Source organism: Herbiconiux sp. FW305-C-125 (genome assembly GCF_058783455.1).
The window spans coordinates 163,670-189,506 of the sequence record NZ_JBYSYO010000007.1; the positions used below are offsets into that span (position 1 = coordinate 163,670).

Genomic DNA, 25,837 nt, shown 5'->3' on the forward strand with positions numbered 1-25,837 from the left:
TGCTAACCGCGGCGGCTTAGGCTGGAGGCCACCCACCCGACCGCACCGCTCGCATCGACCGCATCGACTCACCAGGAGCCCGGATGACCCAGCCCTACGACCTCGCCCTCCGCGCCGAATCGGCTCTCGTCGAGGGGCAGTGGCGCCCGGCGACGGTACTCGTGCGCGACGGACTCGTCGCCGCCATCACCGAGTTCGACGAGGAGGTGCCGGCGCACACGGTGGTGACGTTGCCGGCGGGCCAGGTGCTCGTGCCCGGCATCGTCGACTCGCACGTGCACGTGAACGAACCCGGCCGCACCGAGTGGGAGGGGTTCACGACGGGCACCCGGGCGGCCGCCGCGGGCGGGGTCACGACCATCGTCGACATGCCGCTCAACAGCATTCCGCCCACCACCACCGTCGAGGCGCTGGAACTCAAGCGGGCTGCGGCGGCGCCGCAGGCGCGGGTCGACGTGGGGTTCTGGGGCGGCGCCATCCCGTCGAGTCTCGGCGCCCTCGAGCCGCTGTGGGAGGCGGGGGTGTTCGGCTTCAAGGCCTTCCTCTCCCCCTCGGGCGTCGACGAGTTCCCCCACCTGTCGACCGAGCAGCTGCGCGAGGCGCTGGCCGAGATCGCCGGCTTCGGGGGCCTGCTCATCGTGCACGCCGAAGACCCCGAGGTGCTCGACGCGGCAGCGGGGCCCGCGGGGCCGGAGTACGCGGCGTTCGTCGCCTCCCGGCCGGAGCCGGCCGAAGAGGATGCGATCGCCCACGTCATCGCGGGCGTGCGGGCCACCGGGGCGCGCGCCCACATCCTGCACCTGTCGAGCGGCGAGGCCCTGGCGAGCATCCGTGCGGCGAAGGCGGAGGGGCTGCCGATCACGGTCGAGACCTGCCCGCACTACCTCAGCTTCGCGGCCGAGCACATCCCCGACGGTGCCACGCAGTTCAAGTGCTGCCCGCCCATCCGAGACGAGGCGAACCGGGACCTGCTGTGGGCGGCCCTCCTCGACGGCACGATCGACCTGATCGCCTCCGACCACTCGCCCTCCACCGCCGAGCTGAAGTTCGCCGGCGACGGCGACTTCCAGGAGGCCTGGGGCGGCATCGCGGGGCTGCAGGTGAGCTTCCCGGCGGTGTGGACGGCGGCGCGGGAGCGCGGCATCCCGCTCAAGCGGGTGCTCGGCTGGATGGCCGCGAACACGGCCGAACTCGTCGGCCTGACCGGCGCGAAGGGTGTCATCGCGGTGGGCGCGGATGCCGACCTGGTGGCCTTCTCGCCCGAGGTGTCGTTCGCGGTGGAGGCCTCGGCGCTCGCCCACAAGAACCCCGTGTCGGCCTATGACGGCCGCACCCTCTACGGGCAGGTGGAGACCACGTGGCTCGCCGGCGAAGTGGTGCACGCCCGGGGCGGCGACGATGCCGAGCGGGCACCGCGGGGGCGGCTGCTCGAACGCCGTTCCACGCTCTGATCCGCCACGTAAATTGGGCGTAAATTCCGCCCGCTGCACCCCGCTCCGGCGTATTCCCGGGCGTGTCGCACGCCAGACTGGTACGGCGCGGCACCGCGAGATCCCATCGCGCCGACAGTCGCTCAGAAAGCAGGAACCATGTCGATCGTCCTCGGGCCGCACCAGTACGGCAAGGCGGAGAACCGCATCGTGCGGGTCTACCGCGACAGCCCCCGCCACGAGATCCACGACGTGAACGTGTCGACCGCGCTGCGCGGCGACTTCGACGCCGCCCACCTGCACGGCGACCAGGGCACCGTGCTCCCCACCGACACGCAGAAGCAGACCGCGTACTCCTACGCCAAGGAGAAGGGCCTCACCTCGATCGAGACCTACGGGCTCGAGCTCGCTCGGCACTTCGTCGACGACGTGGCGCCCGTGTCGGGCGCCCGCATCGAGATCGAGGAGTTCGCGTGGGAGCGCGCGCTGGTCGACGGCTCCGAGCACGACTTCACCTTCGTGCGCAAGGGGCAGGAGATCCGCACCGCCGCGATCACCGTCGAAGGCAAGGGCGACGCTCGCCAGGAATGGGTGATCGGCGGATTCAAAGACCTCGTGCTCCTGAAGACGACCGGTTCGGAGTTCCACGGGTTCCTCACCGACGACTACACGCTGCTGCAGCCCACCGACGACCGCATCATGGCCACCTCACTCGTGGCGCAGTGGCGGTTCACCTCGACGGAGATCGACTGGGAAGCCACCTACGCGGGCATCAAGCAGATCATGGTGTCGACCTTCGCCGCCGTGCACTCGCTCGCCCTGCAGCAGACGCTCTACGAAATGGGCAAAGCGGTGCTCGAGGCCTACCCGTTCCTCGCCGAGATCCGCATGACGGCGCCGAACAAACACCACTTCCTCTACGACCTCTCCCCCTTCGGTGTCACGAACGACAACGAGGTCTACAACGCCGACGACCGCCCCTACGGCCTCATCCAGGCCTCGGTGCTCCGCGACGACGCCCCGCCGGCGGGGCCGGCGTGGACCATTGCGGGGGGCTTCGCGTAGTTGCTGCCTCGGGCACCGTGCTTCGCGCGATCTTTGCCTCGGGCGCCGTGCTTCGCGCGGCGTCCTCGGGCGTCGCCGGTCCCTGCCCGGCGCCGCGCGACATGTGAGGGTGCGGTCGCTTCGCGGCCACACCCTCACCTTGGGTCGTCGGGTACGGCCTGATGCGTGGGGTCGCTGTGGAGGTTCTCCGGACCATCACGTGGCCTCGGGGTGCCCGGGAGGCGCTGCGGACTGGCTAGCTGCCGCTGCTGACCAGCTAGCTGCCGCGGTAGGTGGAGTAGGCGAAGGGGCTGAGGAGGAGGGGGACGTGGTAGTGGGCCGCGGTGTCGGCGAGTTCGAAGACGATCTGCACCTCGGGGTAGAAGGCGTGCACCTCCTGCTCGGCGAAGTAGGTCTTCGTGTCGAAGCTCAGCCGGTAGCGGCCCGCCGGCAGCGCGACCGGGCCGAGCGAGTTCGCCCGGCCGTCGGCGTCGGTCTCGGCCGCGCCGATCATCACCCAGTTGCCGAGGTCGTCGTGCTCGAGCACGACGGGCACCCCGCCCGCCGGCCGGCCGATCGTGGAGTCGAGCACGTGGGTGGTGACGTGACTGCTCTCGGAGTCGTTCGCGGGTGCCATGGTGCTCCTGTCGTGAGGGGTGGACGGGCGGATGCGCGGGTGGACTGCCCCGGTTCAGGCCGGGTAGAGCTGCTGAAGCCGCAGCAGGGTGATGTCGCGCAGCTCCGAGGCGACCGTCGCCGCCTCGGCCTGGTCGTCGAGCTCGAGCCGTCGGTTGAGCTCGGCGAGGATCTCGGCACGCGACCGCCCCGCGGCCCGAATGAGGAACACCCGATCGAAGCGCTCCTCGTACGCCGCGTTGCCAGCGGCGATCGCCTCGGCGAGGCCGGCGTCCGAGGCGTCGGCCGCCGACTGCTCGGCGCGGCTGAAGCGCTGCGCCTGACCGTCTCCGGCGGCGCGCTCACCGATGCGCGGATGGTGCGCGAGCGCCGCATCGACCTCGGCCGCCGTGAGGCTCGACGCCACCCGGGCTGCGGCGGCGTGCAGCTCGGCAGCCGTCGCATAAGGCGCCCCGTCGGCGACCTCCGCCACGAAGCGGTCGACGCCCAGGCAGGAGCGGAGGGCGTCGCGGAGTTCCGGCGAATCGAGCACGGCAGCAGAGGGTTCGGCCATGTGCTCCAGCTTACGATGAGGGCATGAGCGCGCCTCCGCAACCGGCTTCGGCGGCCGTGCCGGAGGGCGGCGTCGGCATGCTGCTCGCCGCGGGAGCGGGTCGACGGATGGGTCGTCCCAAAGCCCTTGTGCGCAGTCCCGACGGCGAGCCCTGGGTCGCGCGCGGGGTGCGCACTTTGCAAGACGCCGGCTGCGGCCGGGTCGTTGTCGTGCTCGGCGCAGAGGCCGCCGCAGCCCGCGCCCTGCTGCCGGCCGCCGAGCCGGCCCACACGTCGCCCACCGTCGTGGTGGCCACGGACTGGAGCGAGGGCATCGGCGCATCGTTGCGCGCCGGGCTCGCCGCCCTCGAGCCGAGCCCGGGCGTCCCCGCCGCACGCTTCGCGGTGGTGACGCTCGTCGACCTGCCGGAGCTCAGCGCCGAGGCGATCCGCCGGGTCGCGAACGGCGCCACGGCAGACTCGTTGCGTCAGGCGTTCTATGCGGGCCGCCCCGGGCATCCGGTGCTCATCGGCGCCGGTCATTTCGCCGGGCTCCGCGCAGCGCTCCACGGCGACGTCGGTGCACGCCCCTACCTGAGGGCGCACGGGGCGCAAGCGATCGACTGCACCGATCTGGGCGGCGGTGACGACGTCGACGAGCTCCCGCTCCGCGAACGCTGACGGTCACCCGTCAGTTCACCGCGACCGGGAAGCCTGGCGGCCCGAGCCGCGTTGACTGGAGACATGACAGCCACAGGACTCACCACGATCGGATTCATCGGCGCCGGCCACATCGGCAGCCAGCTCGCGCGGCTCGCCGTGGCGCACGGCTACCAGGTCGTGCTCAGCAACTCCCGCGGTCCCGAGACGCTCGCCGACCTCGTCGCAGAGCTCGGGCCGCAGGCCACAGCGGCGACCGCGGCGGACGCCGCGGCAGCGGGCGACCTCGTGGTGGTGACGGTGCCGTTCAAGAACTACCTCCAGGTGCCCGCCGAGCCGCTGGCCGGCAAGACCGTGCTCGACACCAACAACTACTACTGGGAGCGCGACGGTCGCATCGCCCCGCTCGAGGAGGGTTCGACCACCGTCTCCGAGATGCTGCAGGCCCACCTCCCCGGTGCCCGCGTGGTGAAGGGCGTCAACAACATCATGGCCGCCGACCTCACCACCGACGGCGCGCCGGCCGGCACCCCCGACCGCCGGGCGCTTCCGATCGCGGGTGACGACGCCGACGCGAAAGCCACCGTCACCGCTCTCTTCGACGAGTTCGGCTTCGACGCGGTCGACGCCGGTGCGCTGGCCGAGGGCTGGCGCTTCCAGCGCGACACGCCCGCGTACGGCGTGCGGATGACGGCCGACGAGGTGCGCGCGCGTCTGGCCGAAGCCACCCGGTAGCACGCGGCGCGGCGCGGCCTCAGCCCTCGAGTTCGCCGAGCTCTTCGTAGAGCCCGGTGATCTCGGCGATGCGCGTGCGGCTCTCGCGGGTGTGCGCGGCGAGCGCGTTGCTCGCGAGCACGTTGACGAGACTCATCGCGCTGGCGTAACTGTCGAGCGCCGACACGCTGTCGATCGGGCACTCGATCCACACCGTCGCGAACTCGGCGTAGCGCCGGGCCGACGGGTCGCCGATCAGCACGATCGGCATCCCGCGCGCCGCGACGCCCGCGATGAGACGACCGAATCCCGCGGGCCGGCGGCGGAAGCCGAAGAGCACCAGCACGTCGCGGGCATCCCGCTCGGCGAACTCCTCGGCGAGGGTCTGCCCGGGCTGCGGCGCGAGCTGCACGCCCGCGCGGCTCTGCGACAGCTGCGACCGCAGGTGCAGCGCCAGCGCGTAACTGTTGCGGAAGCCCGCCACCGTCACCGACCGGCTCCGTACGAGCAGCGACGTCGCCTGCTCGAGCCGCTCCGGGCCGAGCGCATCGAGGCAGCGGCGCAGGTTCTCGACCTCGCGCACGAGGTGAGCCGAGAGATCGGCGGATGCGCCCGGAGCCACCCCGCCCACCGGCACTCCCGACGAGCGCAGCGAGCGCGCATGCTCCCGCACCTCCTGCGCGTTCTCGAAGCCGAGCCGCCGGAACAGGCGCGACACGGTCGCCTTCGACACCCCGCTGCGCTGCGCGAGCTCGGTGCCCGAGTACACGGCGAGATCGCTGAGGTGGTCCAGGATGAAGTCGGCCGCCCGCTGCTCCTGCGGCGACAGTTCGCCGTAGGAGCGGTCGATCCGCTGCCCGATGTTCATCGCGGTGCGCGCTCCGCGCCGTCGCCCGAGTCGGCCAGCGCGAGCACGGCCTGCTCGACCGCGTCGATCGTGGCGGCGACGTCGGCCTCCGTGACGTGCTCGGCCGGGTTGTGGCTCACCCCGCCCTCGCAACGCACGAACAGCATCCCGATCTCGGCGATCTCGGCCACCGCCATCGCGTCGTGCCCGGCCTTCGAGAACAGCGACAAAGGTCGTTCGTCGCCGGTCGAGCGGATGCCCGCCGCCACCACCTCGCGCAGCCGCGCACTACAGGCGGCCGCGGGCGCCGAGTGCGTCTGGACGCTCTCCCAGCGGAGCCCGCGCCGCTCGCAGAGCTCGGAGAGGGTGTCCTGGATGACCTGCCAGATGCGATCGCGCTCGCTGTCGTACTCTCCCCGCAGGTCGAGGCTGAAGTCGACCCGCCCGGGGATGACGTTCACCGCCCCGGGTGACACCTCCAGCTGGCCGACCGTCGCGATGAGCTGCGCGGTGCGAGCGATCCGCTCGATGGCGACGATCGCCTCCGCCGCGCCCGCGAGCGCGTCGCGCCGTCGTTCATAGGGCGTGCCGGAGTGCCCCGCCGCACCGATGACGCTCACCATGAAGCGGCGGGCGCCGGCGATCGACGAGACGACGCCGAGTGCACGGTCTTCGTCTTCGAGCACCGGCCCCTGCTCGATGTGCGCCTCGAGGTATCCGACGAGTTGCTCGGGCCGGCGCGCTGCATCGCCGATGCGGGCCGGGTCGAGGCCCCAGGCCAGGAAGGCGTCGTGCAGGCTGGTGCCCTCGGCGTCGCGCAGCTCCCACCACGCGTCGTCCCAGGTGCCGGCGAGGGCACGGCTGCCGAGCAGGGCGCGCCCGAAGCGGGTGCCCTCCTCGTCGGCGAACGCCACCACTTCGAGCGCGAACGGGAGCGCCCGGCCGGATGCCCGGATGCGCTGCACCACGGCGATGGCCGTCAACACCCCGAGGATGCCGTCGTACCGCCCGGCCGAGGGCACCGTGTCGAGGTGGCTGCCGAGCAGCAGCGCCGGCAGCCCGGGTTCGGCGCCCTCGAGACGCCCGCAGAGGTTGCCCGCCGCGTCCTGCCAGGTCGTGAGGCCCGCTTCCGCCATCCAGCGGGCCGCGACCGCGTTCACCGCGGCGTGCTCGGGCGAGAGGTAGACGCGCTCGATCAGGCCGTCCGGCAGCGACGAGTAGGCGGCGAGTTCGTCGCAGCGCGCCAGCAGCGTGGCGGCGCTCGTGGCATCCGCCACCGTCATCGGCGCGCTCATCGCGCGCCCGCCCGCGCGTCCTGGTACACCTCGTAGGCCGCGCCGACGCCACCGCCCGCCGTGACGGCGGCGCCGCGCCGGCGGAGCACCTGCTCGAGCGCCGCGAGGGTGGTGAGCACCGCATCCTTGCGGGCGTTGTAGCCCATGGTGCCGATGCGCCAGACCTTGCCGTGCAGCGGGCCGAAGCTGGTGCCGATCTCGATGCCGAAGTCCTCGAGCAGCTCGCCGCGCACACCGTCGCCGCTCACCCCGTCGGGGATCACGACGGCCACCACGTTGTTCATCTTCACCGCGCGGTCGCCGAACACCGTGAGACCGAGCCCCTCGACCCCGGCGAGCATCGCCGCGCCGTGCAGGCGGTGACGGTCGACGGCGGCATCGAGCCCCTCCTCGACCAGCAGCCGGGCGCACTCCCGCGCGCCGTAGAGCATCGTGGTGGCCTCGGTGTGGTGGTTGAGCCGCTTCTCGCCCCAGTAGTCGAAGATCATGGCGAGGTCGAAGTAGTTCGAGCGGATGCGCGTGGCCGCGATCTCGTCGGCACTGCCGGCGATCCCGGCCTCGATGCTCTTGCGGCCCTCGATCACCTCGACGGCGCGCGGCGAGAAGGTCGCGGGCGCCGAGCCCGACGGGCCGCCGAGGCACTTCTGAAGGCCGGCGGTCACGGCGTCGAGGCCGAGCTCATCGGCCGCGAAGCTGTTGCCGCCGAGCGACGCCGTGACGTCGGTGTAGAGCAGCACGCCGTGCTTCGCGCAGATCTCGGCGAGGCCCTCGAGCGGCTGCGCCACCGTGGTGCTCGTGTCGCCGTGCACCACGGCGAGGAGCTTCGGCGAGGTCTCGCGCACCGCTGCCTCGATCTCGGCGGCGGTGAACACGGTGCCCCACTCGCGTTCGATCACGTGCACCTCGGCACCGGCGCGCTCCGCGATCTCGCGCAGCAGGTGCCCGAAGCGGCCGAAGATCGGCACGAGCACGCGGTCGCCGGGGGCGACGAGCGACACGATGGCCGCTTCGATGCCGGCACGCGAGGTGCCGTCGATCAGCAGCGTCTGCTCGTTGCCGGTGCGGAAGACCTCGCGGTAGAGCGCCATCGTCTCGTTCATGGCCTCGGTCATCGCCGGGTCGTACTGGCCCACCAGCTGAGCCGACATGGCGCGCAGCACGCGCGGGTCGGCGTTGATCGGGCCCGGGCCCATCAGCAGTCTCGGCGGGGGGTTGATCGGCTGGGTGATGATGATGGCTCCTCGGCGTCGTGACGAAATCGCTGTTTCTCACCCTCGATCATACGAAACAAACGTTTCAGCCGTGTTACGCGTCAGGTGGCCACCGGCGCGCGGCCGGCTATTCGGCGGCGAGAGCCTGTGCGACGGCCGACGCCACGTCGACCAGCGCCAGGTCGGCACCGCGCTCCCCCACCAGGCACAGGCCGACCGGCGCGGGTCCGCCGGCCGTGGGCACCCGGAGCACGGGCGCCGAGACGGCCGGGTACCCGCCGGCGCCGGCGACCGCGGTCATCCGGAGGGTCGCCGCGCGCGTCGCCGCGATCACGCCGGCGGGCGCGTTCAGTGCCGGGGCGGCAGACGAGGCCGACGGCAGCAGCAGGATGCGCCCCGCCAGCGCCGCGTCGAACCGTGCGCGGGCCTCGGCCAGCACCTCACGCGCGGTCGTCTCCTCGGCGGCGGTGATGCGCGCGGCCACCTCGAACCGTTCGGCGATGTCGGCCCCGAGCACGCCCGGATGCGCCGCCACCCAGCCGCCGTGCATCCGCCACGCCTCCGCGCCCTGCACCGTGCGGAACGCGGCGAACACCGCGTCCAGATCGCCGAGGTCGACCTCCTGCACCGCGCCGAAGAACGGATGCGCGAGCATCGCGTCGAAGGCGGTGCGCACCGTCTCGTCGCAACTCGCCACGAGGTCGGCGCTCACCGCGAACCGGGCGGCGGCACCGAGCGCGTCCGCGCCTGCACCTCCGCCCTCAGCCGCGTCGAGATCGACGGGCGTCGGCCCGGGTGCCGACGCGAACGTCGCTGCGGCGGCCGCGCGAAGGGTGGCCGGCGAGCGGGTGAGCCAGCCGACCGTGTCGAACGAGGGCGCCAAGGGCAGCAGGCCGCGCGCGCTGACGGCACCGTGGGTCGTGCGCAGACCCCAGAGGCCCTGGTACGACGCCGGCACCCGGATCGACCCGGCGGTGTCGGTGGCGAGGCCGATCGAGGCCTGGCCGAGTGCGACCGCAGCGGCCGGGCCGCTCGAGGAGCCACCCGGGATCGCGCCCGGCACGGCCGGGTTCGGCGGGGTGCCGTAGTGCACGTTGCGGCCGGCGATGCTGTAGGCGAACTCGTCCGTCTGGGCGATGCCCTGCACGGTCGCGCCCGCCGCCCGAAGTGCCGCGACCGCGTCGGCGTCCTGCTCGGCCGGGCGCCCCTCCGCCAAGAAATCCGGCACGCCCGCCCCGACGGCGAAACCCGCCACGTCGTACAGATCCTTCACGGCCACGCTCGCCCCCGCGAGCGCACCTGGCCCCGAAGCTGCACCCACCGTCGCGGGCACCAACGGTGCGCCCGCGACCCGCCACACGCCGCGGTTCACGGCCGGCGCCGCCCCGGACACGTGCGCGGCCGCGATCACCCAGCGGGGGCCCACCCCGTCCGCCGCGCGTTCCCAGAGCTGCGTCTGCAGCCCGCGCCCGCCGGCCGCGAATGCGCTCACCGAGACGATGAGCACCGACGACGCCGAGAGCGCCCGCACGTGCACCTCCACGATGGTGCGCGTCGCGACGCCGCCGCGCAGCCCGCGGAACGCGCTGATGCGGTCGTGCCCCACGAGCAGGCCGGCCGCGTCGCCGCGCAGGGTCGCCGGTCCGGGCGCGAAGAACGCGTCGAGCGCATCGAGGTCGTTCGCCATGAGCGCCGCCTCGTACGCCCTGAAGGCCTCGAGCACCACGGCCAGTTCACCGGGGTCGAGCAGGTCGGCCCCGACGACCGAGTCGACCCCTGCCGGGAGCCCCTCAGCCACGCTCGCCGCCCCGGCCGGCGAGCGCCACGCCCGCGAAGTCGGCGACGCGGATGCGCGCGTGCACGCCCTTCACGATGTCGACCACCTGCGAGATGTCGAAGTCGGTGGCCGCGCTGAGGTAGGCGTACGCGAGTGCGCGATCCATCCCCCAGCGCGCTTCGAGCAGCCCGAGTGCGGCGCGCACGCAGTTCTGCACGGCCACGTCGAGATCGGGGTCCATCCCGGTCGGCACGAGGAACTCGCTCGTCGACGCGAGCGGCCCGGCCAGTTCGCCGAACGAGGCCACGGCCTCGGCCTGCGGCACCACCTCGAAGCGCACGGTCACCCGCAGCGACGCCTCCATCGCGGTGAGCGCCACCTCGCCGTCGCCCTGCGCGAAGTGCGGGTCGCCCACGTACGCGAGCGCCCCCGGCACCTGCACCGGCAGGTACAGCGACGACCCCACGGTCAGCAGGTTGATGTCGATGTTGCCCCCGTGCGGCCCCGGCGGCACCGAGTGCGGCCGCTCCGATCCGGCCACCGCGACCCCCATCACCCCGAGGAAGGGGTTGAGCGGAAAGCGCACCGCCCGCTCACCACCCGGCACGAGCGGAAGGGTGCCGAACTGCTCGCCGTTCAGCGCATCCTGCAGCTCCGCGAACACGCTCACCGAACCGGGGCCGAGTGGCAGCTCGCCGACGAGCGCACCCTTGCCGTGCCGGTTCGAGATGACGCCGTAGGGCACCCGCGGGGTGGTCTCGAGCACGGTGAGCTTCAGCAGGTCGCCGGGCTTCGCCCCGCGCACCTCGATCGGGCCGGTCACGACATGCGGACCGTCGGCGCTCGACCGCGGGTAGTCGGACGCGGCGAGGGCGATCGCGTCGTCGAGCACGAAATCGCGCTCCACGCCGTGCGCCGCGAAGAACGCCGCCGGGTCGCGACCCTGGTCTTCGAGAAGCCCCTCGTGACTGATCGTGTCGATGGTCACATCCGTGCCCGAGTCGACCGCCAGCGCCGGGCGGTCGGTGGCGCAGGGCAGTCGCCCCCACAGCACGTTGCCGCGGCTGGCCGCGAGGTACTCGGTGGCGCGGATCTCCCCCGCACCGGGCTGCAGGGCGGCCAGCATCGACATGTCGCATCCGTTCTCGATCGGTCGCGCGGCGCACCGCGGACTCCCCGACACTATCGCCCGTTTGCACGGCGACGGATGCACGGGCTAGCGTTCAGAGCATTGTTAGCACGGCCGAAATCGGCGTTCACAGCCACGAAACGTACGCGCTCACTACCCGATCCCACGAAGACAGGATGCCTCCGTGCTCAACCGACTCCGTACCCGACGTGACGACCTCCACCTCGGGCTGATGCTCGCGCTGACCTTCTCGACCGGCATCGTCGACGCCGTCGGGTACCTCGGTCTCGACAAGGTGTTCGCGGGCAACATGACCGGCAACGTGGTCATCCTCGGCATGGCTCTGGCGGGCGCCGACGACCTGCCCTGGGTCGGCCCGCTGCTCGCCCTGTTCGCGTTCATGGGCGGCGCCGTCATCGGCGGCCGGGTGCTGCGCCCCGTGAAGGCCGGCTGGACCACCCGCACCACCGTGATCTTCGCCATCGTGGGTGCCGTGCTCGCGGTGCTCGCCGTGGTGCTGTTCGTGCTGAACGGCAGGCCGCCGCAGCCGTGGGAGCTCGTCGTGACCGTGTTCCTCGCCGCCGCGATGGGGCTGCAGGCGGCGACCGCGCGGCACATCGCCGTGAAAGACGTCACGACCGTGGTCGTCACCTCCACCATCACCGGCTTCGCGGCCGACTCCCGCCTCGCCGGCGGCAAGGGCCAGCCGTGGTTCCGCCGCGCGGCCGCGATCGTGCTCATCGCCGCGGGCGCCGGGGTGGGCGCCCTCTTGCTCCTGCTGCACATCGGCTGGGGCGTCGCCGCCGCCGCGCTCGTCACCCTCCTCGCGGCGCTCCTCGGCCACATCGCGGCGCACACGAAGCACACCCCCGTCGAGGGCTGACCCGACCCGTCGCCTCAGCTCCGCGGGCGGTACGGCCGCTGCTCGCGCGGGCAGAAGTGCGAGGAGCGGTTCATGAACTGCTCGCGCACGATCAGCGTGCCGCAGCGCGGGCAAGGCTTTCCCTGCTGCCCGTAGGCGTTCAGACTGTGCGAGAAGTAGCCCGAGGCGCCGTTCACGTTCACGTAGGTCGACGAGAAGCTCGTCCCGCCCTCGGCCAGCGCCTTCTCGAGCACGATCCGCACCTCGGCGAGCAGTTCCCGGGCCTTGCGCTTCGGCAGCTTGTCGGCGGGGTACTCGTAGTGCAGCTTCGCGGCCCAGAGCGACTCGTCGGCGTAGATGTTGCCGATGCCGCTGACGAGCGTCTGGTCGAGCAGCGCCCGCTTGATGCCGGTCTTCTTGCGCGCCAGTGCGGCGAAGAAGCGGTCGTCGTCGAAGGCCGGGTCGAGCGGGTCGCGCGCGATGTGCGACACCTGCGCCGGCACCGCGGCCCGCCAGCCGTCGCTCGGCCCGGGGTTCTCCCCCGTCAGCCCGAACTGCGCCGCGAACCCGAAGTAGCCCCCGTCGAACCCGTCCGGCGTCGGCAGCAGCCGATCGACCGCCATCGAGCCGAAGATGCGCTGGTCGACGAAGTTCACCCAGAACTCCCCGCGCTCCGGATGCTCGATGTGCAACCGGATGCGCAGCAATCCGTCCTCCGCCACACCGGGTGTGCGCAGCAGCACCTGCCCGCTCATGCCGAGGTGCGTGACGAGCGCTTGCGCGGGCGACCCCGACCGGGCGGACAGCGGGAACCACAGGAATTTGCCCCGCCGGCCGGCCGCGAGCATCCGCCGCCCCTCGAGCAGCCCCTCGAACGGACCCTCCACGGGGCTGTGCCGCTTGAGCGAGCGCTCGTCGAACACCTCGACGGCCGTGATGACGGCCCCGGTGACGGCGGGCTCGAGGCCCGCGCGCACCACCTCGACCTCGGGCAGTTCCGGCATGGCGCGGTTACGCGGGCCCGGCCCCGGAGCCGAGCGCGGCGAAGGCGGCCGCGGCGGCGGCCGACTCGGCCTGCTTCTTGCTCGAGCCGGTGCCGGTGGCGAGCACCGGCGCGATCACCGGGTTCGTCGAGCCGATCGTGACGGTGGCCACGAAGGTCTTCTGGTGGTCAGGGCCGCTCTCGGCCAGCGTGTACACCGGCACGTCGAGGCCGAGCTGGTTGGCGCGCTCCTGCAAGGAGGTCTTGGGGTCCATTGAGACACCGAAGCGCAGCGGATCGTTCGCGAGCGGAGCCACCAGGCGCAGCACCAGGGCGGTCGCGACGTCGGGACCCTGGTCGAGGTAGGTGGCGCCGATGATGGCCTCCACCGTGTCGGCGAGGATCGACGCCTTGTCGCGCCCGCCGGTGAGCTCCTCGCCCCGGCCGAGCTTGAGGTAGTCGCCGAGGCCGATGCCGCGGGCGATCTCGGCGAGGGCGACCGTGCTCACGAGGGAGGCTCGCCGCTTCGCGAGCTCGCCCTCGTCGAGGGCGCTGAAGGTCGTGTAGAGCATCACCGTGACGGCCTGCCCGAGGATGGAGTCGCCGAGGAACTCGAGGCGCTCGTTGGTGGGGATGCCGCCGTGCTCGTAGCTGAACGAGCGGTGGGTCAGGGCGAGGTCGAGCAGATCGGGATCGAGCTCGATCTGCAGGGTCGCCAAAAGGTGCGACCGGTCATCCGTGTATTCAGACACCGGCCGCACCTTTCCGGGAACGACTAAACGTCGGCGACCTTGCGGCCCTTGTACTCCATGAACAGCGGGGTGCCGGCGGAGTCTTCGACGACCTTCGCGCGGTGCGGAAGGCTGTAGGTGGTCTTGCCGTTCTCGACGGTCTTGACGAGCGTGGGGACCTCGGCCTTCCACTGCGAACGACGCGCGTGCGTGTTGGAACGTGACTGCTTCCGCTTCGGAACCGCCATGACTATCTCTCTTCTTCTCAGTCGGCCCGGCGCTTCTCAGCGCGAACCGGTTGTCGAGATCCCGCGCCTAGTTGTCGTCGGAATCCGTGTCTCGGGAAGCTGCCAGTGTCTCTGACCCACGCAGTCCGGCCAGCGCCGACCATCGCGGGTCGATCACCTCAGGCGCAGGAGCAGCCGGATGATCGGCCAGTCGCTCCCCCGTCACCGGGTCGAGGCCTGGGCAATCCGGCGTGCACACCGGCTGGAACGGTAGTGCCAGCACCACCGAATCCCTGATCAGAGGTTCGAGATCGACATTGTCGTCGTGAACCTCGTAATCGAAAGCTTCGTCAGAAGAATACGCGAAAAGCTCTTGGAATTCGACTTCGACGCTCTGACGGATGTCGCGCAGGCACCGTCCGCACTCCCCGGCGGCCTCGGTGGAGAGGTCGGCGGAGACGAGGATGCCCTCGTGCACCGACTCCAGGCGCACGTCGAGGTGCAGGTTCTCGCCGGGCTCGACGGCGATGAGGCCTTCGCCCAGCTTCTCGGTGACGGGGATGTCGAGCGTGTGCTCCCTCATCTCCCCGGGCTTGTGGATGAGATCGCGCACGTTGACCGTGTAAGGGGTCTTCTTGAATGTGCTCACCGAGAGATTCTACCGTCGCCCCGGTGACACCCGGCCGCGCGCCACTACGCCCTGGGCGGATTGCGGTGCTCGTTGGCCGCGACCACCGCGTCGGCCTCGGCGCGCAGGGCGTCGACGACCGTGCGCACCGCGAGGCGCTCCGCGCGGTCGGGGCGCATCAGCGCGAAGATGTGCCGCTCGGCGACCACGCCGCGCAGGTTCTTCAGCACGATCTCGCTGCGGTAGGCGCCACCCGCGGTATAGCAGGGCAGGATGGCGATGCCGAGCCCGGCCGCCACGAACGCCTCGGTCACGCGCGTGTCGCCGAACCGCTGCACCACGTTCATCGGCGAGCCGGCGGCCGCCGAGATGTCGTGGATGGTGCGTTCGAACGGGTACCCCCACGGCACCCCGATCCAGCGCTCCCCGATGAGGTCCTCGGGGTCGAGCAGCTCTTTCGACGCCAGCGGATGCCCCGGCGGCAGCGCGATGTCGAGCGGCTCCGTCATGAGCTTCACCGCCGCGAGGTCGTGCGCGGGCCAGTTGGTCGCGGCCGGCGACGCGGTGTGCGCCAGCACGATGTCGAAGTCGGCGGTGAGGCCGGGGAAGTCATCGCTCTCGGGGTCGCGGTCGGAGGCGTGCAGGATGAGCCCGCCCACCGCATCCAGCCGCCGAATGGTGCCCGGCAGCAGCATCTGCCCGCCGGTCGGGAACGTGGCGAGCGACACCTCGCCGGTGGGGTCGTTGCGGAACTCGTCCCAGAGCGCGCTGGCCCGCGAGATGGCGACGGCCACGTCGGTGGCGCTGCGGGCGAGGGCGCGCCCGGCATCCGTCAGCACGATGCCCCGGCCGGCCTTCTCGGTCAGCGGCAGCCCCGCCTCCCGCTCCAGGATGCGCAGTTGCTGGGACACCGCGGAGGGCGTGCGGTGCGTCGCCCGCGCCACCTCGGTGACGCTCCCGCGCTCGGCGAGTTCACGCAGCAGTTCGAGCCGACGGACGTCCATGTAGGGACTCTACAGCGACGCCGAGGCACCCGAATGCCACGCTTCAGCTCGACCACCGTGCCCGGTTCAGTCGATGTCGCCGACCTCCGCGAAGGCCTCGTCGTAGATGGCGAGCGCCCGCTCGACCTCGGCATCCGTCACCACGCACGGCGGAACGACGTGGAGGCGGTTGTCGGCGGTGAAGGGCAACAGCCCCCGCGCGAGCAGCGCGGCCTTCAGGGCTCCGACGCCGCCGGCGGAGAGCGGCGCCCGGGTCTCGGGGTCGCTCACCAGGTCGAGCGCCCAGAAGACGCCGAGCCCGCGCACCTCCCCGATCACGGGGTACTTCTCAGCCAGCGCGGCGAGCCCCGGCGCGAGCAGATCGCGCCCAATGTGCGCCGCGTTCTCGACGATTCCCTCCTCGGCCATCGCGTCGAGCGTGCCGACGATCGCGGCCATGGCGAGCGGATGCCCGGAGTAGGTGAGCCCGCCCGGAAACACGCTGTCGTCGAACATCTCGGCGATCGACGGCGAGATGATCACCCCGCCGGCGGGCACGTACCCCGAGTTGACGCCCTTGGCGAAGCTGATCAGGTCTGGTTCGACGAGCCCGCCCTCCTGCTCGGCGAGCGACTGGAAGGCGAACCATCCGCCGGTGCGCCCGAAGCCCGCCATCACCTCGTCGAAGATCAGCACGATCCCGTACTTGTCGGCCAGTTCCCGCACCCCGCGCAGGTACCCCGGCGGCGGCACGAGCACCCCGGCGGTGCCCGGGATCGTCTCGATCAGGATCGCCGCGATCGACGCCGCTCCCTCCGCCTGGATCACCCGCTCGAGATGGTGCAGCGCCCGCGCACCCTCCTCCTCCACCGACGTCGACCAGAACTCCGACCGATACGCGAACGGCCCGAAGAAGTGCACGTGCCCCCGCGCGTACTCGTTCGGCACCCGCCGCCAGTCCCCCGTCGCCACCACGGCAGCCCCCGTGTTCCCGTGATACGACCGATACTGCGACAGCACCTTGTCCCGCCCGGTGTACAACCGAGCCATCCGAATCGCATTCTCATTGGCATCAGCGCCCCCGTTGGTGAAGAACACCTTCGAGAACGACCCCCCAGCCCGCTCCAGAATCCGCTCGGCCGCCTTCCCCCGCGTGAGGTTCGCGTGCGCCGGCGCCACAGTCGTCAGCACATCGGCCTGCTCCTTGATGGCAGCGACGACAGCCGGATGCTGGTGCCCGATGTTCGTGTTCACCAACTGCGAAGAGAAGTCGAGGTATCGATTCCCCTCGAAGTCCCACACCGTCGAGCCGGCCCCGCCGGCGATGACCATCGGCTTCAGATTCCCCTGAGCCGACCACGAATGGAACACATGAGCACGATCCAACTCGAGCGCGAGCTGCTGGTCTGCGGGGTCAAGTTCCATGGTGCTGCCGTTCCTGTATCTCGTTCGATGTTCCTGGTAGTCGATCCGGGGGGATTCTCGCCCTCCGCCGCCTTTGAGCTCCGCTCAACCCTTAGGCGGAGGGTGAGAATCCCCCCGGATCGACGGGCGTGACCTACTGGCCACCCTCCTTGAGAGTCACCTTGATCGGAGCGAAGTCAGCCCCGTTCACGTCCACCCCTTCATCCTTCAGCTCCGAGAGAGCCTTCTCCACGTATTCGTTCGAGTAAGCAGTCTCCGGCGGGTCGGACGTGATGATGGTGGCCCCGGTCTCGTTCTCGGTGCCCTTGGCGATCGACACCGTCTGGTCCCATTCGTCCTGGTTGATCATCCCGACCCCGTTCTCCGACGGCCAGATGAGCTTGTTGACCTCGTTGGTCATCCAGAGCTGGTGGCTCTCGCCGAGCTGGGAGCCGGATGCCGTGACGATCTTCGCGGCCTCCTCGGGGTTGTCGCGGGCGTAGGCCCAGCCCTTGATGGAGGCCTTGATGAACTTCACCGCGGTGTCGGCGTAGTCGGAGTCGCTGGCGAGGCGGTCGGAGTCGGCCCAGATCGCGTCCTGGAGCATGGCCGTGCCCTCTTTGTTCCAGTCGATGACGTTGAGCTCGTCGGGCGTGTAGAGCTCGCCGGTGGCGGGGTTCACGGTCTCGAGCACCTGGGCGTACTCGTTGTAGGTCATCGCCTGGGCGGCCTGGATGTCGCCGGCGAGGAAGCCGTTCATGTCGAAGGCCTGCTGCACGAGGGAGATGTCGCCCACGTTCACGCCCGCCTTCTGCATGCCGGCGAAGAGCTCCCACTCGTTGCCGTAGCCCCAGCTGCCGACGGTCTTGCCCTTGAGGTCGGCGGGGCTCGTGATGTCGGCGTCCTTCATCGAGATCTGCGTGGTGCCGCTTCGCTCGAAGATCTGCGCGATGTCGGTGACGGCGGCGCCCTGTTCGATCGAGCCGAGCACCTTCGGCACCCAGGAGATGGCGAAGTCGGCGTCGCCTCCGGTGAGCACGTCGATGGGCACGATGTCGGCCGCGCCCTCGAGGATCGTGACGTCGAGACCCTCGTCTTCGTAGTAGCCCTGGTCGAGCGCCGCGTAGTAGCCGGCGAACTGCGCCTGCGAGTACCACTGCAGCTGCAGGCTCACCGGGGTGAGGTCGCCCGAGTCGGCGGAGTCGGTCGACCCACCGCCCGATCCGCCCGACGAACAGCCCGCGAGCGCGAGCGCGGTGACGGCGAGGGCGCCGACGCCGCTGATGAGACGGGTGCTGTGTTTCATGGTGTGCTCCTCCTTCTTGGTGATGCCGGGGTGGTGCAGGTGTGGGTCAGCCGGGCCGGGTGCGTCAGGTGTTCGGGCTGTAGTGGCGGGTGGCGATCTTCTCCACGGCGAGGGTCACGCAGTAGAAGACGAGCCCGACGATGATGGCGCCGAGCACGTAGGCCCAGGCGAGGCTGTAGTTCGAGCCGCTGGCGGCGGAGGTGATGGATTTGCCGAGGCCGCCGATGGGGCCGCCGAAGTATTCGGCGATCAGCGCGGAGATCACGGCGAGGCTCGACGCGATGCGCAGCCCGGTGAAGATGAACGGCAACGCGCCCGGCACGGTCACCGTCCGTGTGGTCTGCCAGGCGGATGCCGCGTACACCGTCATCAGGTCGCGGTGCACCGGGCGCACCTGCCGGAGCCCTCGCAGGGTGTTGATGTAGACGGGGATGAACACGGCGATCGCCGCGACGAGCTGCCGTGCGGTCTCGGCCCCGGCGCCGAACATCGTGTAGAGCACGGGCGCGAGAGCGACGATGGGCACGACCGCCAGTGCGGCGACGACGGCGGCGCTCAATTCGTCGAGCACGCGCCACAGCGCGGCGAGGATGGCGAACAGGATGCCCACGACGCCACCGATGAGGAGCCCCACGAGGGCGTTGCCCCCGGTGACGAGCGCGCCCTGCAGCACGGTGGCGAAGTTCGTGCCGAACGCGCTGCCGATCGCGAGCGGGCTCGGCACGACGAACGCTTTCACGTCGAACGCCACCACCAGTAGCTGCCAGAGGGCGAGCGCGACGAGGCCCAGCAGCACCGGCGCGAGCACGGTGCGGTAGATGCCGGGAGAGGTTCTCATCGGGTCTCGACCCCTCGGATGCCGACGGGGACCTCGCCGTGCAGGAGCTCCCGCACCTTGCTCACGTTGTCGAAGAACGCCTCGTTCTCGCGCAGCTCCTCGGTGCGCTCCGCTGCAGAGCCGAGCGAGACGGTCAGGATGTCGCGGATGCGCCCGGGCCGCGGCGACATCACCACCACCCGGTTCGAGAGGTACACCGCCTCGGGGATCGAGTGGGTGACGAACACCACGGCGGCCCCCGTCTCGCCGGTGATGCGCACGAGCTCGGTCTGCATCCGCTCCCGGGTCATCTCGTCGAGCGCGCCGAACGGCTCGTCCATGAGGAGCAGGCGCGGACTCTCGGCGAGTGCCCGGGCGATGGCGACGCGCTGCTGCATGCCGCCGGAGAGCTGGTCGGGGTAGCTCTCGGCGAAGTCGGTGAGACCCACCAGGCCGAGCAACTCGCTCACGCGTGACTTGCGCGCGGAGGAGGCCACGCCGTGCAGTTCGAGGGGCAGCTCGATGTTGGCGGTGACGGTTCGCCAGGGCAGGAGGCCGGCCTGCTGGAAGGCGATGCCGTACTCCTGGTCGATGCGCGCCTGCCGTGCCGTCTTGCCGAACACCGACACCGTACCGGTCGTCGGGGCGTCGAGGTCGGCGATGAGGCGCAGCAAGGTGGACTTGCCGCACCCGGAGGGACCGATCAGCGAGACGAATTCGCCGGGGGCGACCGTGAGGTCGATCGACTCGAGCGCGGTGACGGTCGCCTTCTTCTTGCCCACGAAGATCTTGTCGACACCCGAGACGTCGACGGCGGGCACGGCGGTGACGGGCGCGGCGGTGGCGGGCACGGCGGTGGATGCGTCGCTCATGCGGGCACTTCCCCTCTGCGGTATCGGCGGAGCAGCACTCCGAGCAATGCGATGAAGCCGGCGGCCACGAGGCCCACGGCCACGGCGCCGAAGATGGGCGCCCAGGTCTTGGCGGGGTCGCCCGAAGCCTGCTGGGCGTATTCGATGATCATGCGGCCGATGCCGCCACGGAGGCCGATGGAGACCTCGGCGACGACGGTGCCGATGACGGCGTTGGCTGCGGCGAGCCGGAGGGCGGGCAGCAGGTACGGCACGCTGGCCGGCAGCCGCAGCGCGAACAGCGTCTTCCACCAGCCCATGCCGTAGCTGCGGAACAGCTCGACGTGGATGGTGTCGGGCGAGTTCAGCCCGCGGAGCGCCCCGATGGACACCGGGAAGAACGCGAGGTAGGAGGCGATGACGGCCACCGACATCCAGTTCTCCCAGCTGAAATCGCCGATGGAGAGCTGCGAACCCCAGCGGCGCACGAGCGGGGCGATGGCGATGAGTGGAACGGTCTGGCTGAGGATGATCCAGGGCAGCACCGCCGACTCGGCCGTGCGGAAGCGCTGCATCAGCACGGCGAGCAGCAACCCTACGACGACCCCGACGACCCAGCCGACCGCGGCCACCCCGAGGGTGAAGACGGAGGCCTGGAGCACCGCGAGCCACACCGGAAGGGCGTTGCGGCCGCCGCCGGTGGGCTCGAAGAGGCGGCCGATCATGTCCCACACGTGCGGCATAGCGAGGTCGGTGGTGCGGGGCAGGATGGTGAGGTCGCCGACGACGACGCCCGTCGCGGGGCCGAGCGCCTTGTAGAGCTCCCAGACGAGCACGAGCAGCAGCACACCACCGACGCCGAAGGCGATGCGCTTCGCCGTCTGGTTCGTGCGCGGGCCGCTCGCGCCGGCGGAGGGGCGTGAGGTCATGCCTTGGCCGTGATGTGGTCGCGGAGCGCGGGCATCACGGTCTCGCCGTACACCCGGAGGGTCTCTTCCTTGTTGTCGTGCTGGAGGTAGCCGGCGAACTGGGTGACCCCGATGTCTTTGAGGGCCTTGAGCTTCTCGATGTGCTGCTCCGCGGTGCCGAGCACGCAGAACCGGTCGACGATCTCATCGGGCACGAACGCGGTGTGGCTGTTGCCGGCACGGCCGTGCTCGTTGTAGTCGTAGCCCTCGCGGTCTTTGATGTAGTCGGTGAGGGCGCGGGGCACATCGCTGTCGGTGCCGTACTTGGCCACGATGTCGGCGACGTGGTTGCCGACCATGCCCCCGAACCAGCGGCACTGGTCACGCATGTGCTCCCAGTCGTCGCCGATGTACATCGGCGCGGCCACGCAGAACGCGATCTCGTCGGGGTCACGGCCCACGTTCTCGGCCGCCTGGCGCACCGTGGCGATCATCCACTTCGCGATGTCGAGGTCGCCGCACTGCAGGATGAACCCGTCCCCGACCTCGCCCGTGAGCTTGAGGGCGAGAGGGCCGTAGGCGGCCACCCACATCTCGAGCTCGGAGCCGTGGCTCCACGGGAACTGCAAGGTCGCGCCGTTGTACTCCACCGACCGGGAGTTCGCGAGCTCACGGATGACGTGGATCGACTCCCGTAGCGTCTTCAGCGTGGTGGGAGCGCCGTTGGTGACGCGCACCGCCGAGTCGCCGCGGCCGATGCCGCAGATGGTGCGGTTGCCGTACATCTCGTTGAGCGTGGCGTAGACGGATGCGGTCACCGTCCAGTCGCGCGTGGCCGGATTGGTGACCATCGGGCCGACCTTGATCTTGTGCGTCTCGGCCAGGATCTGGCTGTAGATGACGTAGGGCTCCTGCCAGAGCAGATGCGAGTCGAAGGTCCAGAAGTAGTCGAAACCGTACTGCTCGCTGAGCTTCGCGAGCCCGACCGTGCGGGCCGCCGGGGGGTTGGTCTGAACGACCGCGCCGAATTCCATGGGGGTTCCTGTCAGATCAGATACTGGCTGAGGCCGCGCTTGAAGTACGCGCCGTCGCCCTTGCGGCCGAGGTAGGTGTTGTCGTCGACGATCTTGCGACCGCGGGAGAAGACGGTGTCGACGTGGCCGTCGATCTCGTAGCCCTCCCAGGCGGAGTAGTCCATGTTCATGTGATGGGTGCGGCCCTCGCCGACACCGATGGAGGTGTGGCCGTTGGGGTCGTAGATCACGACGTCGGCGTCGGCGCCGGGCTGGATGACACCCTTCTTGCCGTACACCCCGAACATCCGCGCCGGCGTGGTACTTGTCAGTTCCACCCAGCGGGGCAGTGTGATCTCACCCATCACGACGCCCTGGTAGATGAGGTCCATGCGGTGCTCGACCGAGCCGATGCCGTTCGGGATCTTCGAGAAATCCCCCAAGCCCATGTCTTTCTGGCCCTTCATGCAGAACGGGCAGTGATCGGTCGAGATCACCTGCAGATCGTTCGTGCGCAACCCCTGCCACATGTGATGCTGGTGACCCTCGTGCTTCGAGCGCAACGGGGTCGAGCACACCCACTTCGCACCCTCGAAGTCGCCCCACTGCTCGCTCGAGGCGCCGAGCTGGTCTTCGAGGGAGAGGTACAGGTACTGCGGGCAGGTCTCCGCGAACACGTTCTGCCCGTTGTCGCGGGCAGCCGCGATCTGCTCCACCGCCTGCTTCGCCGACACGTGCACGATGTAGAGCGGGGCGCCGGTCAGGTTCGCGAGCATGATCGCCCGGTGCGTGGCCTCCTCCTCCGCCTGCCACGGCCGGGAGATGCCGTGGTAGTACGGGGTGGTCTCGCCGCGCTCGAGGTGCTGCTTGACCAGCAGATCGATCACACTGCCGTTCTCAGCATGCATCATGATGAGCGACCCATTATCGGAAGCCCGCTGCATCGCCTTCACGATCTGACCGTCGTCGCTGAGGAACACGCCCTTGTACGCCATGAACAGCTTGAAGCTCGTGACACCCTCGTTGATCAGCTCGTCCATCGCCGTGAGGGACGAGTCCTGAACGTCGGACAGGATCTGATGGAAGCCGTAATCGATCGCACAGTTCCCTGCGGCTTTCTCGTGCCACAACTGGTACTGGTCGAGGATGTTCTCCCCCGCGTACTGCACCACGAAATCGATGATCGACGTCGTGCCACCATGCGCCGCCGCCCGCGTCCCCGTCTCGAACGTGTCCGACGCGAACGTGCCACCGAACGGCATCTCCATATGGGTGTGCGCATCGATCCCACCAGGAATCACATACTTCCCCGTCGCATCCACGACCTCGTCGACATTGCCCGCGACATCGAAGCCCAACAGCGTCGAACCCGGCGCCAGAACAGCCGCGATCGTGTCGCCATCCAGCAAGACATCCGCCTGGGCGGTCCCCGTCGCGTTGACGACCGTGCCCCCGGTGATGAGCGTCTTCATCGCCCGGCCTCCCTTACGGCGCCACGATCTCGTCATAGGCATCCGGCCGGCGGTCGCGGTAGAACTGCCAGTCGTCACGCGTGTCGCGAATCGCCTCGAGGTCGAGATCGCGGATGAGGACCTCTTCGTGCTCGCTCGACCCGAGCTCGCCGACGTAGTTGCCACGCGGGTCGACCACGTAGCTCGTGCCGTAGAAGTTCACGGCCAGGTCGCCGTACTCGTTGTCCTCCTTGCCGACCCGGTTGGGCACCAGAACGAAGTACTGGTTCGCACCGGCGGCGGCGGGGCCTTCCAGCTCCCACAGCCGGTTCGACAGGCCCGGCTTCGACGCGTTCGGGTTGAACACCATCTCGGCGCCGTTCAGACCCAGCTCCCGCCAGCCCTCCGGGAAGTGCCGGTCGTAACAGATGTGCACACCGATCTTGCCCACCGCCGTGTCGAACACCGGATAGCCCAGGTTCCCCGGCCGGAAGTAGAACTTCTCGTAGAACGACTCCAGGTGCGGGATGTGGTGCTTGCGGTACTTCCCGAGGATCGTGCCATCGGCATCCACGATCACCGCCGTGTTGTAGTACACCCCGGTCTGCTCCTCCTCGTAGATCGGGAGGATCGTCACCATGCCCAGCTCTTTCGCCAACGCCGCGAAGCGCTGCACGATCGGGCCGTCAGCCGGCTCCGCGTACCGGTAGTACTTCTTGTCCTGCGTGATCCCGAAATACGGGCCGTAGAACAACTCCTGGAAACAGATCACCTGCGCACCCTGCGCCGCCGCATCCCGCATGAACTGCTCATGCTTGTCGAGCATCGACTCCTTGTCACCGGTCCAGGTGGTCTGGGTGATCGCAGCGCGGACGGTCGTCATCGGCAGTTCCTTTCGAACGAGTACCGGAGTGTTCGAGACATCCCGGTTTTGTTATTATTCGGTTTGAACATTTCTCGTGTGTTTCAGCGTGTGACGCGAGAGTAAATATGTCAAGAGTTCCGGGCAAGTCATCCACCATCACTCTTCCTCGAATCGGAGACGGATGCTCGATCAGATCGTCGACGCTGTCGAACAGCGCACCCCCGAGGGAATCGCCGCGGCGATCTCGCGGCTCATCCGTTCCGGAGCGCTCGGCGCGGGCGACCGATTGCCGACCGTGCGCGACGTCGCCGCGACGCTCGGCGTGAGCCCCGCGACCGTGAGCAACGCGTGGCAGGCGCTGTCCGGTGTGGGGCTCATCACCTCGCGCGGGCGGGCCGGCAGCTATGTGCTGCAGGCGGCGACCGCCTGGATGCCACCGCACTTCGGCGAACTCGCGGGCTCGCACGTGAGCGCGCGGCTCGACCTGTCCACCGGCACCCCCGATCCGGAGCTGCTGCCCGACCTCACCGCCGCCCTCGCCCGGGTGCCCACCCGAGCCGACACCGCGAGCTACCTCAGCGCCCCGGTGCTCCCCGAGCTCGAACTGCACCTGCGGGCATCCTGGCCCTATCCCGTCTCGGCGCTCACCATCGTCGACGGCGCCTTGGATGCGATCTCCCGCGCCCTCGAGTCGCTCGTGCGTTACGGCGACCGGGTCGTGGTCGAGAGCCCCGGATTCCCGCCGTTCTTCGACCTGCTCGAGCACTTCGGCGTGGAGCGGCTACCGGTCGGGGTCGATGCCGACGGCCTGCTGCCCGACGAGCTCGCGCGGGCGCTGCGGATGAACCCGGTCGCGATCATCCTGCAGCCCCGGGCCCACAATCCCACCGGCGCGTCGCTCACCGCCGACCGTGCCCGCGAGCTCGCCCGGGTGCTGCGTGCGCACGAGCATCTGGGCGATCCGGTGATCATCGAGGACGACCACTCGGCCGAGATCTCGAGCGCGCCGGCCCACAGCCTCGGCACCTGGCTGCCGCACCGGGTGCTGCACGTGCGCAGCTACGCGAAGTCGCACGGCCCCGACCTCCGCATCGCGGCGCTCGGCGGGCCTGAGACCCTCCTCGACAAGATCGTGGCACGACGGATGCTCGGGCCGGGCTGGACCTCGAGGATGCTGCAGAGCATCCTCTACGACCTGCTCACCGCCAGTGCTTCGGTCGATGCCGTGAACGACGCACGGCGCATCTACCAGGCCCGGCAGCGCTCGCTCGCCGAGGCGCTCCAGGAACGCGGGGTGGCCACGGCGGCGGCCGACGGCATCAACACCTGGGTGCCGGTGGCCGACGAGAAGGCGGCGATCGTGTCGCTCGCGGCGTCGGGCATCCGGGTCGCGGCGGGCGCGACGTTCCTCGCCGGCCCAGCGGGCGCCGCCGCCCAGCACCTGCGCGTGACGGCCGGTCGCGTGCGCGACGACTTCGGCGAGGTGGCGTCCCTTCTCGCCTCGGCCTCGACCGCGACCTGAGCGCACGAGGGAA

Annotated in this window: 26 protein-coding genes; 6 read left to right on the top strand and 20 right to left on the bottom strand. The window is 70.3% G+C overall.

The window, feature by feature from the left end; all coding sequences use genetic code 11:
• The first annotated feature begins 83 nt into the window (after positions 1-83).
• Both allB and pucL read left to right on the top strand, forming a co-directional pair.
• Positions 84-1,451 (top strand): allantoinase AllB, encoded by a 1,368-nt coding sequence (gene allB, locus AC3WLB_RS17450; RefSeq protein ID WP_492508131.1) that lies wholly within the window; start codon positions 84-86, stop codon positions 1,449-1,451.
• Between the two features lie 138 nt (positions 1,452-1,589).
• Positions 1,590-2,495, top strand: a complete 906-nt coding sequence (gene pucL, locus AC3WLB_RS17455; protein ID WP_492508133.1) for a factor-independent urate hydroxylase — start codon at positions 1,590-1,592, stop codon at positions 2,493-2,495.
• 256 nt (positions 2,496-2,751) lie between these two features.
• Here the strand turns inward: pucL and uraH are convergent, their stop codons facing one another.
• Together uraH and uraD are read right to left on the bottom strand one after the other, a co-directional pair.
• On the bottom strand, positions 2,752-3,111 hold the full coding sequence (gene uraH, locus AC3WLB_RS17460; protein WP_492508135.1) for a hydroxyisourate hydrolase: 360 nt from the start codon (positions 3,109-3,111) through the stop codon (positions 2,752-2,754).
• Between the two features lie 54 nt (positions 3,112-3,165).
• On the bottom strand, positions 3,166-3,663 hold the full coding sequence (gene uraD, locus AC3WLB_RS17465) for a 2-oxo-4-hydroxy-4-carboxy-5-ureidoimidazoline decarboxylase (RefSeq protein WP_492508137.1): 498 nt from the start codon (positions 3,661-3,663) through the stop codon (positions 3,166-3,168).
• Positions 3,664-3,686: 23 nt separating this feature from the next.
• On the opposite strand from uraD, the gene AC3WLB_RS17470 reads away from it, so the two are divergent.
• Positions 3,687-4,322 (top strand): nucleotidyltransferase family protein, encoded by a 636-nt coding sequence (locus tag AC3WLB_RS17470; RefSeq protein WP_492508139.1) that lies wholly within the window; start codon positions 3,687-3,689, stop codon positions 4,320-4,322.
• Between the two features lie 63 nt (positions 4,323-4,385).
• Positions 4,386-5,036, top strand: a complete 651-nt coding sequence (locus AC3WLB_RS17475) for an NADPH-dependent F420 reductase (RefSeq protein WP_492508141.1) — start codon at positions 4,386-4,388, stop codon at positions 5,034-5,036.
• Positions 5,037-5,055: 19 nt separating this feature from the next.
• On the opposite strand, the gene AC3WLB_RS17480 is transcribed toward AC3WLB_RS17475, so the two are convergent.
• From AC3WLB_RS17480 to AC3WLB_RS17500, 5 genes are all read right to left on the bottom strand, one after another.
• Entirely contained in the window at positions 5,056-5,883 is an 828-nt protein-coding gene (locus tag AC3WLB_RS17480) for a MurR/RpiR family transcriptional regulator (RefSeq protein ID WP_492508143.1), read from the bottom strand.
• Positions 5,880-7,157 (bottom strand): allantoate amidohydrolase, encoded by a 1,278-nt coding sequence (locus tag AC3WLB_RS17485; RefSeq protein WP_492508145.1) that lies wholly within the window; start codon positions 7,155-7,157, stop codon positions 5,880-5,882. The genes AC3WLB_RS17480 and AC3WLB_RS17485 overlap by 4 nt, the downstream gene beginning before the upstream one ends.
• Positions 7,154-8,350 carry a pyridoxal-phosphate-dependent aminotransferase family protein gene (locus AC3WLB_RS17490; protein ID WP_492508147.1) on the bottom strand — a complete coding sequence of 399 codons (1,197 nt, stop codon included), beginning with the start codon at positions 8,348-8,350 and terminating at the stop codon, positions 7,154-7,156. The genes AC3WLB_RS17485 and AC3WLB_RS17490 overlap by 4 nt, the downstream gene beginning before the upstream one ends.
• 145 nt (positions 8,351-8,495) lie before the next feature.
• Positions 8,496-10,166 (bottom strand): AtzH-like domain-containing protein, encoded by a 1,671-nt coding sequence (locus tag AC3WLB_RS17495; RefSeq protein WP_492508149.1) that lies wholly within the window; start codon positions 10,164-10,166, stop codon positions 8,496-8,498.
• On the bottom strand, positions 10,159-11,277 hold the full coding sequence (locus AC3WLB_RS17500) for an acetamidase/formamidase family protein (protein ID WP_492508151.1): 1,119 nt from the start codon (positions 11,275-11,277) through the stop codon (positions 10,159-10,161). Before AC3WLB_RS17500 ends, AC3WLB_RS17495 begins: the two co-directional genes overlap by 8 nt.
• A 229-nt stretch (positions 11,278-11,506) precedes the next feature.
• Between AC3WLB_RS17500 and AC3WLB_RS17505 the strand changes: the two genes are divergently transcribed.
• Positions 11,507-12,157, top strand: a complete 651-nt coding sequence (locus tag AC3WLB_RS17505; protein ID WP_051047635.1) for a YoaK family protein — start codon at positions 11,507-11,509, stop codon at positions 12,155-12,157.
• Between the two features lie 14 nt (positions 12,158-12,171).
• Here AC3WLB_RS17505 and mutM read toward each other — a convergent pair whose 3' ends face one another.
• The 13 genes from mutM to AC3WLB_RS17570 form a co-directional block, all read right to left on the bottom strand.
• The gene (gene mutM / locus AC3WLB_RS17510; protein WP_492508153.1) at positions 12,172-13,140 is read right to left on the bottom strand and encodes a bifunctional DNA-formamidopyrimidine glycosylase/DNA-(apurinic or apyrimidinic site) lyase; all 969 of its coding nucleotides are present in this window, start codon (positions 13,138-13,140) and stop codon (positions 12,172-12,174) included.
• Positions 13,141-13,147: 7 nt separating this feature from the next.
• The gene (gene rnc / locus AC3WLB_RS17515) at positions 13,148-13,870 is read right to left on the bottom strand and encodes a ribonuclease III (protein WP_031281002.1); all 723 of its coding nucleotides are present in this window, start codon (positions 13,868-13,870) and stop codon (positions 13,148-13,150) included.
• A gap of 23 nt (positions 13,871-13,893) precedes the next feature.
• A complete protein-coding gene (rpmF, locus tag AC3WLB_RS17520) occupies positions 13,894-14,097 on the bottom strand; it encodes a 50S ribosomal protein L32 (protein WP_022895112.1) in 204 nt (67 codons plus the stop codon).
• A gap of 67 nt (positions 14,098-14,164) precedes the next feature.
• Entirely contained in the window at positions 14,165-14,659 is a 495-nt protein-coding gene (locus tag AC3WLB_RS17525) for a YceD family protein (RefSeq protein ID WP_492508200.1), read from the bottom strand.
• 110 nt (positions 14,660-14,769) lie between these two features.
• A complete protein-coding gene (locus AC3WLB_RS17530) occupies positions 14,770-15,708 on the bottom strand; it encodes a LysR family transcriptional regulator (RefSeq protein WP_492508156.1) in 939 nt (312 codons plus the stop codon).
• 66 nt (positions 15,709-15,774) lie between these two features.
• A complete protein-coding gene (locus AC3WLB_RS17535; RefSeq protein ID WP_492508158.1) occupies positions 15,775-17,112 on the bottom strand; it encodes an aspartate aminotransferase family protein in 1,338 nt (445 codons plus the stop codon).
• Positions 17,113-17,245: 133 nt separating this feature from the next.
• Entirely contained in the window at positions 17,246-18,397 is a 1,152-nt protein-coding gene (locus tag AC3WLB_RS17540) for an ABC transporter substrate-binding protein (RefSeq protein WP_492508160.1), read from the bottom strand.
• A gap of 64 nt (positions 18,398-18,461) precedes the next feature.
• Entirely contained in the window at positions 18,462-19,235 is a 774-nt protein-coding gene (locus AC3WLB_RS17545) for an ABC transporter permease (RefSeq protein WP_492508162.1), read from the bottom strand.
• A complete protein-coding gene (locus tag AC3WLB_RS17550; protein ID WP_492508164.1) occupies positions 19,232-20,086 on the bottom strand; it encodes an ABC transporter ATP-binding protein in 855 nt (284 codons plus the stop codon). The genes AC3WLB_RS17545 and AC3WLB_RS17550 overlap by 4 nt, the downstream gene beginning before the upstream one ends.
• The gene (locus AC3WLB_RS17555) at positions 20,083-20,994 is read right to left on the bottom strand and encodes an ABC transporter permease subunit (RefSeq protein WP_022898160.1); all 912 of its coding nucleotides are present in this window, start codon (positions 20,992-20,994) and stop codon (positions 20,083-20,085) included. Before AC3WLB_RS17555 ends, AC3WLB_RS17550 begins: the two co-directional genes overlap by 4 nt.
• Positions 20,991-22,007, bottom strand: coding sequence for a TIGR03842 family LLM class F420-dependent oxidoreductase (locus AC3WLB_RS17560; RefSeq protein WP_492508167.1), 1,017 nt, complete (start codon positions 22,005-22,007; stop codon positions 20,991-20,993). The genes AC3WLB_RS17555 and AC3WLB_RS17560 overlap by 4 nt, the downstream gene beginning before the upstream one ends.
• Before the next feature lie 11 nt (positions 22,008-22,018).
• Entirely contained in the window at positions 22,019-23,458 is a 1,440-nt protein-coding gene (gene hydA, locus AC3WLB_RS17565) for a dihydropyrimidinase (protein ID WP_492508169.1), read from the bottom strand.
• A gap of 13 nt (positions 23,459-23,471) precedes the next feature.
• On the bottom strand, positions 23,472-24,320 hold the full coding sequence (locus tag AC3WLB_RS17570) for a nitrilase-related carbon-nitrogen hydrolase (protein WP_492508171.1): 849 nt from the start codon (positions 24,318-24,320) through the stop codon (positions 23,472-23,474).
• 163 nt (positions 24,321-24,483) lie between these two features.
• On the opposite strand from AC3WLB_RS17570, the gene AC3WLB_RS17575 reads away from it, so the two are divergent.
• Positions 24,484-25,824, top strand: a complete 1,341-nt coding sequence (locus AC3WLB_RS17575; protein WP_492508173.1) for an aminotransferase class I/II-fold pyridoxal phosphate-dependent enzyme — start codon at positions 24,484-24,486, stop codon at positions 25,822-25,824.
• The last annotated feature ends 13 nt before the right edge of the window (positions 25,825-25,837 follow it).